The following is a 17,169-nucleotide window of genomic DNA, read 5'->3' as shown; positions in this document are numbered from 1 at the left end:
GGAGTATTAGGTTTAGGATTATTGTTACCGACAACCATATCCGCATCAGCAGACCATAGCAACTCAAAAGCAACTACCGAATTTTTCTCTAAAAAAACAAAGAAATCTAAAGCCAAGAAAAGCAGAAAAACAAAGAGAAGCAAAACCAGAAGCTCCAGAACTTATTCTCAAAGCAAAGGATGTACGTATAACGGAAATCAGTTATTCGTTGGATCGAGAGGAGGATGTTATTATTACTCCGGAAACAGCAAAGAATACGTAGACAGATCTTACTGTTCCGGCTGTAACTAAATGTAGAAATCCTAAAAACCAACAACCATGGGAAGATTCGTCATCACACAAAGAGTCAACAAAGAGTATCAGTTTAATCTGAAAGCCGGAAACGGTGAAATTATTTTAACAAGCGAAGGCTACGTTCAGAAATCATCCTGTATAAAAGGAATTGAATCTGTAAAAATTAATTCTCAGGACGATTCCAGATACGACAGAAGAGAGGCGGTGAACAAGAAAGATTATTTCGTACTGAAAGCAAGAAACGGCGAAATCATTGGGAAAAGTCAGCTTTACAGCACAAAATCCGGAATGGAAAACGGCATTGCTTCCGTAAAACAGAATGCTCCGAAAGCAGAAATTACAGATGAAACTTTAAAAAAATAAAATCATGAAAAAACTAATACCCTTCATCATATTCGCCTTTGGTTCCTTTATTTTAAACTCATGCTTTAAAGCAAACGACAATATCGGGCACGACGGAAGATGTACAGGTTCTGCCTATTGTACCGCCTGTTCCAACTGTTCGCGGTGCGGACATTGCAGCAGCGGCGGAACCTGCGGCGTTTGCGGCGGTGGATCTTCAGAAAGTTATTCTTCCAGCAGAAGTTCAATTAGGAAAAGAAAAATCAAGAAACACACTGCTTCCGATTACTACACTTCTTCAAAAACAAAATCCAATAAACCTCCAAAAGTTTTTATTGATGAGGTAAACGTAGATCTCAGTTCCAACCGATACATTGTGGGAATTGCCACCACCAATATTTACGAAAAGCCATCTCTCAACTCTAAAGTAGTAACGAGAGTTTATAAAAACGAAAAGCTCATTCCACTTTCCAAAGAAGGTTTATGGTACAAAGTGAAAGTAAAATCTTCCGGAAAGAAAGGTTATGTTTTTTATAAAGATGTAAAATAACTAAAAACAAAATATCATCATGAACTTAAAAAAATTTTTAAATGAAGAACAAGACCCAAAAGCCGTTGAAAAGCTTTTAGGGAGAATCAACAGTCTGCTCACCTCGCAGGAAACTATGGAATACATTGCCGTTCAGAAAAAACCTGTGCTCAATTTATCTCCCGACTGCATCGCACTTACCAACAGAAGAATTATTTTCTGCAGACCCAAAAACTTTGGTTTGTCTATGGATTTTCAGGATTACAGTTGGGTAGATGTTGCAGACTGCCATATTAAGGAAGGAATTGTAGGTTCAACTTTTATCGTAAAAACGACAAAACATTTTACCAATATGATGGATTATCTTCCTAAAAACCAAGCTCGAAAGCTATACCAGTTTGCACAGGAAGTAGAAGAACAAATGCGGGGCGTAAGAAGAGAAAAAAATCTTGAGACATTAAGAGCTTCAGCAGGAGGAGTTACCGTAAATAATGCAACGCCCATAATTACACAGCCTCAGATGTTTCAGGAGGAGAAGAAACCATTGCTGATTGAAAGTGAAGATCCTTTTGCTTTATTACAGAAACTGAAAGGACTAAAAGAAAGCGGAGTTATTTCTCAGGAAGAGTTTGAAACAAAGAAAAACGAAATTTTATCCCGAGTTTAAAAAATTATGAAATCAAAATCTACCACTGTCTTACTCGCTTTTTTCCTTGGAGGAATAGGCATCCACAGATTTTATCTGGGGCAGAACATTATGGGAATTCTTTACCTGTTATTTTGCTGGACGTTTATTCCTGTTATTATTTCCGTTATCGATTTCTTTGCATTTCTGCTCATGTCTGAAAGCCGTTTTAATTACAAATACAACCTTCGGACAGGATTTTAAAATTACAGCATATGAAACAACTTATCTGTTTTTACATTAAACTGTTTCATTGACAGGAAGATAAATATTTTAAATATTCACTCGTCATTTTTATCGTAAACAAAATCTTTGCGCATTTCATAAAAAAATATATAAATAGAATCCCTGCGTCTTGGCGAAAAACCCAACCCCATGATCTAAACAAAAAAGCGAAGAATCAACTCCTCGCTTTTCTTTATTTTCTGAGCATTTCCGTATGCGGAATGTCGTCTTCCAGATATTTTTTACCCGTATCTTCAAACCCGAAATTTCCATAAAATTTCAGCAGATAATCCTGCGCAGAAATCCTGATTTCAGAAGTATGGAAACGGTTTTCAATCGTTTCAACCGCATATTGGATCAATTGTCTGCCTAAGTTTTTTCCTCTTGCCTTTTCTGTGGTTAAAACCCTTCCTATTGAAGCTTCGTTATATTTTATACCTTTGTCGAAAATCCTGCAGTTCGCCAAAACTTCACCGTTTTCTTCCGCCCAGATGTGAACTGCTTTCTGATCATAACCGTCTAAATCCGGATAAGGACAGTTCTGCTCCACTACAAAAACATCAATTCGGGCTTTTAAAACCGCATACAGTTCAGGAACCGTAAATTCGTCGAAGGTTTTTATTTTCCAGACAATATTACTCATCAAAACTTACGTTATTATTGATCAAAAACTCATTGGTTTTCTGGATAAAATTTAAAATTTCATCACCACCCTCCTTCTTTTCTGCTGAGGTTACATATAATTCCGGCAGATCTTCCCATGTTTTATGAAGCTCTGCTTTATAATCCTCCACATTTTTTATCACAACATTCGGCTTCAGCTTATCTGCTTTTGTAAACACGATGGAAAACGGAACGCCGCTTTCACCGCACCACTGGATAAATTCCAGATCAATATTCTGCGGTTTGTGTCTGGAATCTACCAGAACAAAAAGATTAACCAGATTTCTTCGGTTCAGAATATAGTTCGTGATGAGCTTTTCAAAATCCTTTCTGATCGATTTCGAAACTTTTGCATATCCGTAACCCGGCAAATCCGTAAGATACCAGTTTTCGTTCACTAAGAAATGGTTGATAAGCTGGGTTTTACCCGGAGTCTGGGACGTTTTAGCCAGATCTTTATGATTCATCATTGCATTGATGAGCGAAGACTTTCCTACATTCGATCTTCCGATGAAGGCATACTCAGGAAGATTCGGTTCCGGGCAATCCTGCCATTTTCCGCTGCTCTTTACAAATGTTGCTGTTTTAATAACCATTTTGTTGAATATTTTTAGAAAAACAAACCATTAAGAAAAGCTCTTAATGGTTATTTTATATTGTTTTTTAAACTTTATCTTTTACCCAGTTATAAAGAATTTCATTGAATTCATCGGGTTTTTCCATCATCGCTGCATGACCGCAGTGATCGATCCAGAACAGATCTGAATTCGGAATAAATTTGTGCATATCTTCCGCAACTTCAGGAGGCGTTACATTATCCTGTTTCCCCCAGATCAGGCACGTAGGTGTTTTAATCTTCGGCAGATCGTTCAGCATATTGTGTTTAATGGCACTTCTTGCCAACATTACGGTTTTTATACCCTTCATTCGATCATTTACCACGGCAAAAACCTCGTCTACCAGATCTTCGGTCGCTACGGAAGGATCATAGAAAACCTCCTCAGTCTTCTTTCTTATATAGGAACGGTCATTCTTTCTCGGAAAACTGTCCCCGAAAGTTCTTTCATAAAGCCCTGAACTTCCCGTAAGAACAAGATTCTTAATTAAATCCGGTCTTGCCAGTGTAAGAATAAGACCGACATGACCGCCCATGGAATTTCCAACAATCGTTACAGGACCTTCAATATGGGTTTCTATAAATTTAGCAATATATTTTGCTAATGTCGTAAGATTAGTATTGAGTACCGGCAAATCGTAGATCGGCAACTGAGGAACATATACCTTGAATCCTCTGTCTGAAAAAAAATCTACCATCTTATCGAAATTACTCAAACCACCCATTAAACCGTGCAACAGCACCAATGGATGTCCTTCCCCCGCTTCTACGAAAGTATATTTCTTTTCTTTTTTTGTACTAAATATCATAAAATGCCTTAATAAAGCCTTGCAAAAATACAAATTAAACCTCAAAAATATTTTGATTACCCTAATTTAAAATAAAAATAATATATCAAACTCTTTTTTAAAGTTTTTTTTAAAAATCTATTTATTATGGCGTAAATAAGAGGTTTATCAACGTCCAACATATCAACCCTTTACACTATCGAAATTAAATCTTTAATAAAACTTATTAACATTAAGGTAAAAAGTGGGAAAAAGTGGGAGATTTTAGAAATTATTATATAAATTTGTCCCAAATGAACAGTTTCATTGGAACATATGAGTGTAAAATTGACGACAAAGGCCGCTTAAAAGTTCCTTCATCTTTAATTAAACAGATGGAAAACTTCGACGACAAGGCGTTTGTAGTCAAAAGATCTGTGTTCCAACCCTGTCTGGAAGTTTATCCGATGAACGCATGGGATAAAGTGATGGGCAAAATTAATAAACTGAACAGATTCATTAAAAAGAATGCTGATTTCATTAGAATGTTTACGGCAGGTGTAAAAATTGTGGAGCTGGATAACGCCGGAAGGTTACAGATTTCTAAAGACCTCACTGTTTTTGCTAATCTTCAGAAAGAGATTGTAATTACCAGTGCAGGAGAATTATTTGAAATCTGGGATAAGGACGATTACGAAAAAGTAATCTCCATCAGTGAAGACGATTTTGCGAATCTTGCCGAAGATGTAATGGGCACGTTCGAAGAAGAATAACTGCGTTGTAAAAACGTAAAAAAACACAACTAAAACATGTATCATAACCCCGTTTTGCTGAAGCAGAGTGTTGATGATTTGGTGACGAATCCAGACGGAATATATGTGGACTGTACTTTTGGAGGCGGTGGCCATTCAAGAGAGATACTGAGCAGACTTTCGGATAAAGGAAAACTGTTCAGTTTTGATCAGGACTTAGATGCTCTTAAAAATACAATTGATGATCCGAGATTTACGCTCATCAATCAGAACTTCAGGTTTCTGGAAAACTCTTTATTAATTTACGGAGTTTCTCAGGTGGACGGAATTCTGGCAGATCTGGGCGTTTCTTCGCATCAGTTTGATGAAGCCGAAAGAGGTTTTTCTACACGAAGCAATGCTCCGTTAGATATGAGAATGAACGTAATGCAGGGTCTTGATGCCAAAAGAGTGATTAACGATTACGATGAAGAGCAGCTTGCCGACATTTTTTATTATTACGGTGAACTGAGAGAAGCAAGAAAATTAGCAAGAGACATCGTTCATCACAGAAAAACAAAAAGTATTGATACAACAGAAGATCTGAAAAAACTCTTCAGTTATCTTCCGCCGCATAAAGTGAATAAATTTTATGCCCAGTTGTTTCAGGCAATACGCATTGAAGTAAACCAGGAGCTGGAAGTTTTAAAAGAAATGCTTGTTCAGGCATACAACGTTTTAAAACCCGAAGGAAGACTGGTGGTTATCTCTTACCATTCTTTAGAAGACAGACTGGTAAAAAGATTTTTGAAAAACGGAATGTTCGAGGGAGAACCCGAAAGAGACATTTACGGAAATTATAAAAAAGCATTCGAGCTGGTAAAGAGCAAAGCAATCATTCCCGATGATAAGGAAATAGAAGAAAACTCAAGAGCCAGAAGTGCTAAAATGAGAACAGGAATAAAAGTATAGTTTTTAGTTGATAGTTAGTAGTTGTCAGTTTTAATTTTAAAAACCAACAACCAGCAACTAACAACCGACAACAAAAAACAAATGGCAAAAAGAACAACAACAAATCGTCCTCAGAAGAGATTAACTTTTATAGACATTATAAAAGGTAATTTCCTGAATCGTGATGAGATTAAAATACATTACAAGTATTTTCTGCTGTTGTTTGTATTGATGATGGCAATGATCTACAGCAATCACCTCGTCAATAAGAAAATTAAAATTGTCAACACACTCAAAGAAGAAACAGAAGAATATAAATCGCGAAACGCTTACGCACAAAGTAAGCTGATAAAAGTAAAAATGGAATCGGAGTTGGGGAAAGAGGTTGCACGGGATTCTTTAATGACCCTCGAAAACCATCCTCATAAATTGCTAATAAAACTGGACAGTACAGATGCAAAAGCAAAATGAATACGACAACAAACGTAAAAAAACGTTACGATGGGGCTACCTCTTTGCAGTGGTGGCTTTGTGCGTGTTTGTAATGTTCCTTGCGCGCATCGTTATTCTTCAGAATACGAACGTTCAGGAAATTAAAGACGATTACATCAACAAAAACTATCGCGAAGCTACCTTAAAAGCAGCAAGAGGAAATCTTTTTGCGTCAGACGGCTCTATTCTGGCAACAACCGTTATGCGTTACGACATCTATCTGGATTTCAAAACGATGAAAGACACCATTTATACTAACAATATTGGTGCTTTAACAGATTCTCTCAGCAAAATGTTCGGAAAGCCAAGAGCAGAATTCAGAAAGAAATTTGACGAGCAGAGAAAAAAGAAAAACCAATACTACACTTTGGTTAAAGGGCTTGATTTTGATCAATACGACAGAATCCGCAAATTTCCGATATTCAAAAGAGGCAAAAACAAAGGAGGTTTTATCGTAGACCGAAACTATAAAAGAGAACTGGCAACCTCAGAAATCGGAGCAGGAACCATCGGAATGGACGACGGCGTTCACACAGCAGGTCTCGAAGGCGCTTTCTCTAAATATTTAAGAGGAACAGACGGAAAAAGACTGGAGCAGAGAATCAATTCTTCCCAATGGAAACCGATTGATTACTGGAAAGTCCAGGAACCGGTTGACGGAGAAGATGTTTACACCACATTAGACCTTAGAATTCAGGATATTGCACATTCCGCTTTACAGAAACAGCTCGTGAACTTCGAAGCAAAACACGGAACAGTGATTGTAATGGAAGTGGAGACCGGAAAAGTCCGCGCCATGGTTAATTTAAGAAGAACTGAAGATGGAGATTATGTAGATTCCTACAATTATGCTTTGAAGGACAACATAGAACCGGGTTCTACCTTTAAAACCATTTCACTTTTAGCAGCAATGGATGACGGTTTCATCGATGAAAATACAACTGTAAATGTAGGAAACGGAATCTGGGTGTACGCAAAACAGAGAATTTCAGACGGTCACGGCGGCGGAACGTATGACATCAGTGATGTGTTGGCTAAATCCAGCAACGTAGGTTCTGCAAAATTAATTACGAAATATTATGCTGAAAAGCCTCAGATTTTCTTAGATCATTTAAGAAGATGGAAGCTATTCGATAAAATGGATATTGAACTTCCAGGAATTACAAAACCAAAAATTTTAACTCCCGAAAGCAAAAGATGGAATGCCGCAACGCTCGCATCCATTGCCTACGGATATTCTACAAACATAAACCTGTTGCAGTTAGCCACTTTCTATAACGGAGTCGCAAACAACGGTAAAATGCTGAAGCCTTTATTTATTGATAAAATTATGAAGGACGGAAAAGTAATGTACACGGCAAAACCAGAAGTAATGGTCAACAAAATGGCATCCGAAAAAGCCATTAAAATGATGACCAATGCCTTAACAAAAGCCGTTGAAAAAGGAACAGCAAAAAGTATTTTCACACCGAATTTAAAAATGGCAGGAAAAACAGGAACCGCAAGATTCGAATATTGGCTTCCTGGTCCCATGAAATACCGCTCGTCATTCGCAGGCTTTTATCCTGCTGATAATCCGAAATACACCTGTTATGTAATGATCAGCGAACCGAATACATCGAAAGGATTTTATGGAGCAACCGTTGCCGCACCGGTATTTAAAGAAATTGCAGGAAAAACATTCCTGAAAACCCCTCAGAATATTGAAAGAGAAATGCTTGTCGACAAAAAGGTAAACCTGAACAAAATGGTAGAACCTAACGTAAAAGTCGCAGTAAATAATAAACAGATGCCAAATGTAGTAGGACTGATTGGTAAAAATGTGATTCCACAGCTTGAAAATTTAGGCTACCGTGTAGATTTTAAGGGAGTGGGAAGAATTAAAGAGCAGTTCCCGACAGAAGGCACAACCATAAGCAGAAACCAGAGAATTTATCTGTCTCTGCAGAATTAAAAAAGAAAAGAACCCGAAGGGTTCAATATAAATAACCGTAAGTGAAACTTATGGAACAAATAAAGAGAAATGCAGTTAAATGATTTATTAAAAAGAATTCCGGTTTTAGAAATTCATGGTGACGAGAGCCGTGAAGTTTCAGAATTGATATTCGACAGCAGAAAGGTTACGGAAAACTCCTTGTACATCGCAATGAGAGGGACGGTTGTGGATGGACATTCATTTATTGCATCTTCGGTGGAAAAAGGAGCAACAGCAGTTGTTTGCGAAGAATTCCCGGAACATCTTAATGAAAATGCCACCTATATTAAAGTAAAAGACTCATCTAAAACTTTAGGTCATTTAGCTTCCAATTTCTACGGTAATCCTTCGGAAAAACTAAAATTAATCGGAGTAACGGGAACTAATGGAAAAACCTCTGTTTCCACTCTGCTTTTTGATATTTTTAAAAATTTAGGATATGATTCCGCTTTGCTTTCGACAGTTGAAATCAGAATCGGAGAAAAGATCATTCCGGCAACACACACCACTCCTGATGTAATTACCATCAATAAAATTTTAGCTCAGGCGGTTGAAGAAGGGTGTGAATTCGCTTTTATGGAAGTAAGCTCCCACGGAATTGCCCAAAACAGAATTGAAGGACTTCACTTTAAAATTGCCGGATTTACCAATCTTACACACGATCATTTAGATTATCATAAAACGTTTGACGAATATCTGAAAACGAAAAAGAGATTTTTCGATCAGTTGGAAGATTCTGCGGTTGCCATCACCAATGTGGATGATAAGAACGGGAATGTGATGCTTCAGAACACAAAAGCCACAAAAAGATCTTATGCTTTGAAGACAATGGCAGATTTTCACGGAAGATTACTGGAAGTAGATTTCAACGGAATGCTGTTGAATTTCAACGGAAAAGAATTCTGGACAACACTCACCGGAAAATTCAATGTGTACAACCTCTTATTGGTTTTCGGAATTGCTTCCGAGCTGGGTTTTGAATCAGACGAAATTTTACAGGCAATCAGCAAACTAAAAAGAGTGTCCGGTAGATTTGAGACCTTTAAATCAGACGGTGGAATTTTCTTCATCGTAGATTATGCACACACTCCGGATGCATTGGAAAACATTCTGGACAGCATTAATGATATCAGAACAAAAAATGAAAGACTGATCACCGTTTTCGGATGCGGAGGCGATAGAGATCATTCAAAAAGACCTGAAATGGGAAATATTGCCACGAAAAAATCAACATTGGCAATCATCACTTCAGATAATCCGAGAACAGAAGATCCGGCAGCAATCATCAAAGAAATTGAAGCCGGCGTTGAACCTCAGAATTTCAGCAAATACACTTCCATTCCGGACAGAAAAGAAGCCATTAAAATGGCAATAAAGTTTGCAGAACCGAAAGATATCGTTCTCGTAGCCGGAAAAGGACACGAAACCTATCAGGAAATAAACGGAGTGAAACATCATTTTGACGACAAAGAAACGATTAATGAACTTTGGAAATTAATGTCAAAATAAGAGATATTTAAAGTAAATGAAAACCTCTAAAATCATATTAATAATTTCCGTCGTTTTTGGATTAGGATTGTTAATAGTTTTTCTTTTAAATAATTATTCTAAAAAGAAAATTAAGATTTTAGATTGTGAACAAACTTATGAACTCAACAAGCCAAAGCTTGGTTATTTAGAGGTATCAGAATCAAATGCAAAAGTTGATGTAGCAATTTGCCTTTGTGAAAAATATCTTGAGAATAAAGATAAAAAATATAAAAAAGAAATTTTAAAGTTATATAATGAGCCTTTTGGAGGGATTAGACTAACAATTAAAAATCCCGAGAAAAATATTGATTCGTTATGCAAACACAGAAATAACGTTTTTACAAAAATGTATAATCTTTAAGAACTGAAATAAAAGAAATGTTATACTATCTATACGAATATTTAACCAGCATGGGAATTCACGTTCCCGGATTAGGACTGTTGAAATACATCTCCTTCCGTGCAGGAATGGCGGTTCTGTTTTCTTTAACCATCGCTTTGGTGTATGGAAAAAGAATCATCAACTATCTGAGAGCAAAACAGATGGGAGAACTGGTGCGTGATCTTGGTCTGGACGGGCAGAAACAAAAAGAAGGTACTCCTACAATGGGAGGTCTTATCATCATTTTGGCAACGTTAATTCCTGTTTTGCTATTTACCAGAATTACAAACGTTTACATTGTTCTTCTTATTGTTTCCGTGATATGGATGGGTGCAATAGGCTTTTTGGATGATTATTTAAAAAAGATCAAAAAAAACAAAGATGGTTTAAGCGGTAAATTCAAAATTGTTGGGCAGGTCGGATTGGGATTGATCGTAGGAGTTACCATGTATTTTCATCCCGATATTACCGTAAAAAGAAAATATGCAGATGCTAAAGTAGTAAACAGAAATAATGTAGAGCAAAACTTTATGCCTACCGAGAAAATAACCGTTTCTACCGTTCCGTTTGCTAAAAATAATGAGTTCGATTACAGCGGAATTCTGTTTTGGATGAACGATAAAGATGCCCACGAATGGGCTTGGATTGTTTTTATCCCAATTGTAATTTTCATCGTAACAGCCGTTTCAAACGGAGCCAATATTACCGACGGAATTGATGGTCTTGCCGCAGGAACCAGTACCGTTATTTTACTAACGCTCGGCTTGTTTGCCTATCTTTCAGGGAACATCATTTTTGCTGATTATCTGAATATTATGTTCCTTCCCAACATGGGAGAAACCACCATATTCGTGGTCGCAATGGTAGGAGCCGTAATCGGATTCTTCTGGTACAACACCTATCCGGCTCAGGTTTTCATGGGCGACACCGGAAGTCTGATGTTAGGCGGAGTTATCGCTGTGTTAGCCATCATTTTAAGAAAAGAACTCATGATTCCTGTCCTTTGCGGAATTTTCCTGATCGAAAATATTTCCGTGATGCTTCAGGTTGTCGTTTTTAAATACAGAAAAAGAAAATTCGGGCTCGAATATGCCCAAAACAATAGACTATTCAGAATGTCCCCTTTACATCACCATTATCAGAAGGGAGGCTTTCATGAGAGTAAAATAGTGAACAGAATGATCATCATCGGAGTAATGTTGGCAATTGTATGTCTGATCACATTAAAAATGAGATAAATTTTGTAAAAAGTAAAAAGTATTGATGTAAAAAGACACCAGATACATTGTACGTTTTACATTTTACATTTTACAAAAGAATAAATATGAAAATAGTTGTTTTAGGAGGAGGAGAAAGTGGTTGCGGAGCTGCCTATCTGGCAAAAAAGAAAGGAATGGAAGTTTTTCTTTCCGATAAAGGTGCCATCAAGGATAACTACAGACAGTTTCTGAACGAGAATGGAATTGAATTCGAAGAAGGAAGCCACGATGAAGAAAGAATTTTAAACGCCGACTGGATTGTAAAAAGTCCGGGAATTCCGAAAAAGGCAGAAATGATTCAGAAAATTAACGAGAAAGGAATAAGGCTTTCTTCTGAAATTGAATTTGCTTCGGAATTTACAGATGCGAAAATCATCGCCATCACAGGAAGCAACGGAAAAACAACAACAACGTCTCTCATCTACTACATCCTGAAAAACGACGGATTAAACGTAGGTTTAGGCGGAAATATCGGGTACAGCTTTGCAAAGCAGGTTGCCGATGAAAACCATGAATATTATGTTCTGGAAGTAAGCTCTTTCCAATTGGACGATATTCAGAATTTCAGACCATATATTTCTTTATTGTTGAATTTGTCACAGGATCATCTGGATCAGTACAATTACAACTATGAAGAATATGCTCTGGCTAAATTCAGAATAACGGAGAATCAGGAAAATGACAACTTTTTCATCTACAATAAAGATGATGAAATGAGCAAAAATATTCTTGAAAAATTAGAAATTAAAGCGAAAATGATTCCTTTCTCCACCAAAGAAAAACTGGAAGAAGGAGGTTTCATTAACGGCGATACCATTGAAGTAAAACTAAAGGATACTTTTTCAATGAAACTTGATGAATTATCTCTTCTGGGAACTCACAATGTTGCCAACAGCTTAGCCGCGTCAATTGCCGGTAAAATACTGGAAATCAACAATGAAAACATAAGAAATTCATTAATGACTTTTCAGGCGGTTGAACACAGACTGGAGCTTGTGACTGAAATTGAGGGTGTAAAATACATCAACGACAGCAAGGCAACTAATGTTAATGCAACGTATTACGCTTTAGAAAGTATGAAAACTCCGACCGTTTGGATTGTCGGAGGTTTAGATAAAGGTAATGACTATACTGAAATTGAAGAATTAGTCAAAAGAAAAGTAAAAGCAATTGTCTGCTTAGGAATTGATAATGAAAAGATTATCAACTTCTTTAAAGACAAAAAAGAATTTATTTACGACACGTCGAGCATGGAAAAAGCAGTGGAGATCTCAAAATCTCTCGCTGAAAAAGGAGATACGGTTTTACTGTCTCCGTGCTGTGCAAGTTTTGATTTATTCAAAAACTATGAAGACAGAGGTCATCAGTTTAAAGAGCAGGTATTAAAAGCCAATGGCAATTAGCCAAAAAGCCAACAGCATTATATATGAACGAACAAGACACAGAAAACAGATTTGAATTCCTGAAGGGCGATAAGGTACTTTGGATGGTCATTCTTGTGATCTCCATTTTCTCTATTTTCCCGGTTTATTCTGCAAGTTCAAATCTTGAATATATCGTTAATAACGGAACCACAACCGGTCATGTTATCAAACATATGTTCTTCGTAGTCTTAGGTTTGGGAATCATGAGAGTGGTAGGAATGGTAAAATACGAATACATCGGAAAACTCAGCAGCATCATGCTTGGTTTAATGGTTATTCTATTGATTGTCACCATGTTCACAGGACAAACTATTGACGGAGCCAGTGCTTCACGATGGCTGAAAATTCCCGGAACACCAATTTCATTCCAGCCGTCTTCCTTTGCTTTTTTAATGCTGATTATTTATCTGTGCAGATATTTAACCAAGAAAATAACGCGGGAACGGCTTCCGATTGAGAACATCATGTACATCTTCGGTCCGATTCTGCTGGTTTTTGTTCTGGTGGCAAAAGACAATGGTTCAACCGCATTGATGATTTTAATGGTTTCAGTGATTGTGCTCGTCATCGGACAGTTACACTGGAAATATATTGCAGGATTTATCTCTGCATCATTCATTGCAATTGTTCTGTTTTTACTGGTGGCTTTAAACACCAACTTAATCGGAGGAAACCGTGTTCACACATGGATGAGCCGTATTGAAACATTTACATCCAGCAAAGCAAAAACAGCCGATGTGGATGACGAAAGTGTAAAAGCAAAAAATTATCAGGTGATGATGGCAAAAGCAGCCATCGTACACGGCGGAGTTACAGGAATGGGACCCGGCAAAAGTGCTTTAAAACAAATGCTTCCGCAGTCTGCCTCCGACTTCATTTTCGCCGTGATTGTAGAAGAATACGGAGTGATCGGAGCGGTTTTTCTGGTAAGTTTATATTTAATCATGATTATCCGTATCGTAATGATAGCCAGTAAGATGCCTGCTTTTTTCGGCTCTTTACTCGTTCTCAGCCTCGGAGTTATGATTTTTATACAACTATCTGTAAATATTGCAGTTGCCGTCAATTTAATCCCTGTTACAGGGCAACCGCTGCCTTTAATAAGTTACGGAGGAACCTCAATGTTGGTAACATATTTGCAGTTGGGAATTATTTTAAACATAAGCTCCAGAATTCAGATTTACGATGAAGAAGGAATGGGCAAAAAACAAAGCATAGCAGAGATTAACGACATTGCTTAAGATAAAAAAAGAATATAAAAAGATTTAAACAGAAATGAATAGTCAATCAGCAGATAGCCAAAAATCAAAATCCATCCGTGTATTATTATCGGGAGGAGGAACAGGAGGACACATCTTTCCTGCTATTGCTATTGCGGACGAAATCAGAAAAAGATTTCCCGATGCTGAATTTTTGTTCATAGGAGCCAACGGAAAAATGGAAATGGAAAAAGTTCCGCAGGCAGGTTATAAAATCGAAGGAATTGATATTGCCGGAATCAACAGAGGAAATCTTCTGTCGAATTTAGGATTGCCTTTTAAAATTTTAAAAAGTTTATCCAAATCGAAGAAGATAATTAAAAGTTTTGCTCCGGGTTTTGCCGTGGGAACAGGAGGTTTCGCAAGCGGACCGGCTTTGTACGAAGCAAGTAAACTGGGAATTCCTATTTTTATTCAGGAACAGAATGCTCATGCAGGAGTTACGAATAAAATTTTAAGTAAAAAAGCAAAAGCCGTATTCACCGCCTATCCGAAAGTAGAAGGATTTCCTACTGAAAAAATAAAATTTCTGGGGAATCCGATTCGGGAGAATATCATTTCCGGAATGCAGGAAACCATTCAGGCAAAAGAAAAAATGGGCTTGGATAAAGATAAACTGACGATTTTATCTGTCGGAGGATCTTTAGGTTCAAGAACATTAAATAACGGATGGAAAGACAATCTGGAAAACCTTAAAGAAAAAGGATATCAGTTGATCTGGCAAACCGGAAAGTTAGACTACAGCGAGTTGTCTTCCGACCTCCGGCTTCCAGTTTCCATCCAGCTCAAAGAATTCATCAAAGATATGGAAACAGCCTATTCTGCAGCAGATGTCATTGTTTCCAGAGCAGGAGCAATTGCCATTTCAGAGTTGGCAGTTGCGCAGAAGCCGGTGTTATTGGTTCCCTTCCCTTTTGCGGCGGAAGACCATCAAACCAAAAACGCGATGAATCTGGTTGAAAAAAATGCAGCCCGAATGGTAAAAGACTCTGAAATGCAGGAAAAATTCTGGAATACCCTTTCAGAAATATGCGAAAATGAAAAAGTAAGAAAAGAAATGTCTGAAAATCTGAAATATTTTGCCAAACCAAATGCGGCAAAAGAGATTGTAGATGAGATTTTTAACGTGATAAAGTAAATAGAAAATTTCGACAAGCTCAACCTGACAAAACATAGACAGTTAGTATTAGAGATGTCACCCTGAGCTTGTCGAAGGGCTAAAAAAGCCAACACAAATGAATGAAAATATATTATGTATACATTGTAAAATGTTCGGATAATTCTTATTATACAGGTTTTACCAATGATTTGGAAAAAAGAATTAATGAACATAATGACGGATTAAATCCTGAAAGCTATACATATACAAGAAAACCTGTAGAACTTGTTTTCTATTATGAATTTAATGATGTTAATCAGGCGATAGGATTTGAAAAACAAATTAAAGGTTGGAGTAGAAAGAAAAAGGAAGCAATAATAAATGATAATTGGGAATTGTTGCCTGAATTATCAAAAAATAGAATGAAAGATTAAATAGGCTTCGACAGGCTCAGCCTGACACCGTTAAAAAATTAACGGAATAGTTGAAGTCTAATAGTATAAAATAGGATTAGCGATGTAGCTTTGAGTATATCGAGCCATTAAAGATTAAAATAAATAAATGAACAATTTAGAAACATATCAAAATTTTTACTTCGTTGGGATCGGTGGGATCGGGATGAGTGCTTTGGCGCGTTATTTCCATGCTTCGGGCAAAAAAGTCTCAGGCTACGATAAAACCAATACGAAACTTACTCAAACATTAATGAGTGAGGGAATTGATATTGTTTTTGAAGATGTCATTGATGCAAAAATTACGTCGCTTCAGAAAGAAGATACGTTAGTCATTTATACTCCGGCGATTAAAAAACTGGATATTTTAGATTATTTCAATACCAATCAGTTTGAAGTATTAAAACGTGCAAAAGTTTTAGGATTGATCACGGAAAACACAGACTGCATTGCTGTTGCCGGAACTCACGGAAAGACAACCACTTCCACTCTGGTTTCACACCTGTGCAAAGAAGCAGATTTGCCTTTTTCATGTTTTCTGGGAGGAATTTCTGAGAATTTTAAATCAAATTTCCTCTACAACGGCTCACAATATTCAGTTGTGGAAGCAGATGAATACGACAGAAGCTTCTTAAACCTTTCTCCGGATTGGGCAGTTATTACTTCTACCGATGCGGATCATTTGGATATCTACGGAGATAAAGATACCATTGAAGAGGGGTTCAGACAATTTGCGGCTCTGGTTCCCGAAGACAGACAGCTTTTTGTAAGAAAAGGAATTGAAATCGGAAGACCTCATCAAACCTACGCTGTAAACGAAGTGGCTGATTATTATTCCAATAACCTGAGAATGGATCATGATAAAATTTATTTTGATTTTCATACACCAAACGAAACGGTAAAAGATTTTGTCTGGGAAATTCCGGGAATTCACAACGTAGAAAACGCAACCGTTGCGTTGGCTATTTTAAACAGTTTAGGAGTAGATTTTGAAACGCTGAAAAAAGCAATTGCCAATTTCAAAGGAATTAAAAGAAGATATACAAAACACATCTACAAAAACGGTAAAATTTACATCGACGATTATGCACATCATCCGACAGAAATTAATGCCGTGATGGGTTCAATCCGGACATTTTACCCTGAAAAGAAATTATTGGTGGTTTTCCAGCCCCATCTTTTCAGCAGAACAAGAGATTTTGCAGACGGATTCGCAGAAAGTCTAAGCAAATCTGATGAACTGATTTTGCTTGATATTTATCCGGCAAGAGAACTTCAGGAAAATTTTGAAGGAATCACTTCCGATTGGTTGCTGGAAAAAGTTAATTTAGATAAAAAAGAAGTTTCAACATTAGGCGAAGCTTTCAGTAAAATAAAAGAAAAAGATTTTGACATTCTTCTTACAGTTGGAGCAGGGAATATTGACACACTGTATGATCCTGTTTGTGAGTGGATAGAGAAAATTTAATTTTAAATGTAACGCAAAGGGACACA

Annotated in this window: 20 protein-coding genes; 17 read left to right on the top strand and 3 right to left on the bottom strand. The window is 37.0% G+C overall.

Annotated features, from left to right (window positions below; all coding sequences use genetic code 11):
* The 5 genes from QWT87_RS07845 to QWT87_RS07825 all read left to right on the top strand — a co-directional run.
* Positions 1–291, top strand: a 291-nt coding sequence (locus QWT87_RS07845) for a hypothetical protein (protein WP_302715456.1), incomplete at its 5' end; no start/stop codon positions are given.
* A gap of 27 nt (positions 292–318) precedes the next feature.
* Complete coding sequence (locus QWT87_RS07840; protein WP_302715454.1) at positions 319–657, top strand: YegP family protein; 339 nt, start codon at positions 319–321, stop codon at positions 655–657.
* Between the two features lie 4 nt (positions 658–661).
* A complete protein-coding gene (locus QWT87_RS07835; protein WP_302715452.1) occupies positions 662–1,186 on the top strand; it encodes an SH3 domain-containing protein in 525 nt (174 codons plus the stop codon).
* Positions 1,187–1,205: 19 nt separating this feature from the next.
* Positions 1,206–1,832, top strand: coding sequence for a PH domain-containing protein (locus QWT87_RS07830; protein WP_302715449.1), 627 nt, complete (start codon positions 1,206–1,208; stop codon positions 1,830–1,832).
* Between the two features lie 6 nt (positions 1,833–1,838).
* On the top strand, positions 1,839–2,054 hold the full coding sequence (locus QWT87_RS07825; RefSeq protein WP_302715447.1) for a TM2 domain-containing protein: 216 nt from the start codon (positions 1,839–1,841) through the stop codon (positions 2,052–2,054).
* 214 nt (positions 2,055–2,268) lie between these two features.
* On the opposite strand, the gene QWT87_RS07820 is transcribed toward QWT87_RS07825, so the two are convergent.
* From QWT87_RS07820 to QWT87_RS07810, 3 genes are all read right to left on the bottom strand, one after another.
* Positions 2,269–2,718 carry a GNAT family N-acetyltransferase gene (locus tag QWT87_RS07820; protein ID WP_302715445.1) on the bottom strand — a complete coding sequence of 150 codons (450 nt, stop codon included), beginning with the start codon at positions 2,716–2,718 and terminating at the stop codon, positions 2,269–2,271.
* Positions 2,711–3,334, bottom strand: coding sequence for a ribosome biogenesis GTP-binding protein YihA/YsxC (yihA, locus tag QWT87_RS07815; RefSeq protein ID WP_302715443.1), 624 nt, complete (start codon positions 3,332–3,334; stop codon positions 2,711–2,713). Before yihA ends, QWT87_RS07820 begins: the two co-directional genes overlap by 8 nt.
* A gap of 67 nt (positions 3,335–3,401) precedes the next feature.
* Positions 3,402–4,163: an alpha/beta fold hydrolase gene (locus tag QWT87_RS07810; RefSeq protein ID WP_087706973.1), complete on the bottom strand. Its 762-nt coding sequence runs from the start codon at positions 4,161–4,163 to the stop codon at positions 3,402–3,404.
* A gap of 272 nt (positions 4,164–4,435) precedes the next feature.
* Between QWT87_RS07810 and mraZ the strand changes: the two genes are divergently transcribed.
* From mraZ to murC, 12 genes are all read left to right on the top strand, one after another.
* Positions 4,436–4,894 (top strand): division/cell wall cluster transcriptional repressor MraZ, encoded by a 459-nt coding sequence (gene mraZ, locus QWT87_RS07805; protein WP_288457275.1) that lies wholly within the window; start codon positions 4,436–4,438, stop codon positions 4,892–4,894.
* 36 nt (positions 4,895–4,930) lie between these two features.
* A complete protein-coding gene (gene rsmH / locus QWT87_RS07800) occupies positions 4,931–5,824 on the top strand; it encodes a 16S rRNA (cytosine(1402)-N(4))-methyltransferase RsmH (RefSeq protein WP_214587899.1) in 894 nt (297 codons plus the stop codon).
* Between the two features lie 81 nt (positions 5,825–5,905).
* Positions 5,906–6,274: an FtsL-like putative cell division protein gene (locus QWT87_RS07795; RefSeq protein WP_076391186.1), complete on the top strand. Its 369-nt coding sequence runs from the start codon at positions 5,906–5,908 to the stop codon at positions 6,272–6,274.
* Positions 6,258–8,249 carry a penicillin-binding transpeptidase domain-containing protein gene (locus QWT87_RS07790; protein ID WP_087706981.1) on the top strand — a complete coding sequence of 664 codons (1,992 nt, stop codon included), beginning with the start codon at positions 6,258–6,260 and terminating at the stop codon, positions 8,247–8,249. The genes QWT87_RS07795 and QWT87_RS07790 overlap by 17 nt, the downstream gene beginning before the upstream one ends.
* Positions 8,250–8,318: 69 nt before the next feature.
* Positions 8,319–9,779, top strand: a complete 1,461-nt coding sequence (locus QWT87_RS07785; RefSeq protein WP_302715433.1) for a UDP-N-acetylmuramoyl-L-alanyl-D-glutamate--2,6-diaminopimelate ligase — start codon at positions 8,319–8,321, stop codon at positions 9,777–9,779.
* Positions 9,780–9,795: 16 nt separating this feature from the next.
* Positions 9,796–10,161: a hypothetical protein gene (locus QWT87_RS07780; protein ID WP_302715431.1), complete on the top strand. Its 366-nt coding sequence runs from the start codon at positions 9,796–9,798 to the stop codon at positions 10,159–10,161.
* Positions 10,162–10,178: 17 nt separating this feature from the next.
* A complete protein-coding gene (mraY, locus tag QWT87_RS07775; protein ID WP_076391180.1) occupies positions 10,179–11,420 on the top strand; it encodes a phospho-N-acetylmuramoyl-pentapeptide-transferase in 1,242 nt (413 codons plus the stop codon).
* An 86-nt stretch (positions 11,421–11,506) separates the two neighbouring features.
* Entirely contained in the window at positions 11,507–12,844 is a 1,338-nt protein-coding gene (gene murD, locus QWT87_RS07770) for a UDP-N-acetylmuramoyl-L-alanine--D-glutamate ligase (protein ID WP_302715428.1), read from the top strand.
* Between the two features lie 23 nt (positions 12,845–12,867).
* Complete coding sequence (locus QWT87_RS07765; RefSeq protein WP_076391176.1) at positions 12,868–14,106, top strand: FtsW/RodA/SpoVE family cell cycle protein; 1,239 nt, start codon at positions 12,868–12,870, stop codon at positions 14,104–14,106.
* 34 nt (positions 14,107–14,140) lie between these two features.
* The gene (gene murG, locus QWT87_RS07760) at positions 14,141–15,262 is read left to right on the top strand and encodes an undecaprenyldiphospho-muramoylpentapeptide beta-N-acetylglucosaminyltransferase (protein WP_302715425.1); all 1,122 of its coding nucleotides are present in this window, start codon (positions 14,141–14,143) and stop codon (positions 15,260–15,262) included.
* Positions 15,263–15,363: 101 nt separating this feature from the next.
* Complete coding sequence (locus tag QWT87_RS07755) at positions 15,364–15,657, top strand: GIY-YIG nuclease family protein (protein ID WP_268052337.1); 294 nt, start codon at positions 15,364–15,366, stop codon at positions 15,655–15,657.
* Between the two features lie 127 nt (positions 15,658–15,784).
* Entirely contained in the window at positions 15,785–17,143 is a 1,359-nt protein-coding gene (gene murC, locus QWT87_RS07750) for a UDP-N-acetylmuramate--L-alanine ligase (protein WP_302715420.1), read from the top strand.
* The last annotated feature ends 26 nt before the right edge of the window (positions 17,144–17,169 follow it).

This window comes from Chryseobacterium urinae (assembly GCF_030518295.1).
GTDB classification, from domain to species: domain Bacteria; phylum Bacteroidota; class Bacteroidia; order Flavobacteriales; family Weeksellaceae; genus Chryseobacterium; species Chryseobacterium mucoviscidosis.
Note: the sequence above shows the minus strand (reverse complement) of the source record. Positions and strands in the feature narration are given on the sequence as shown.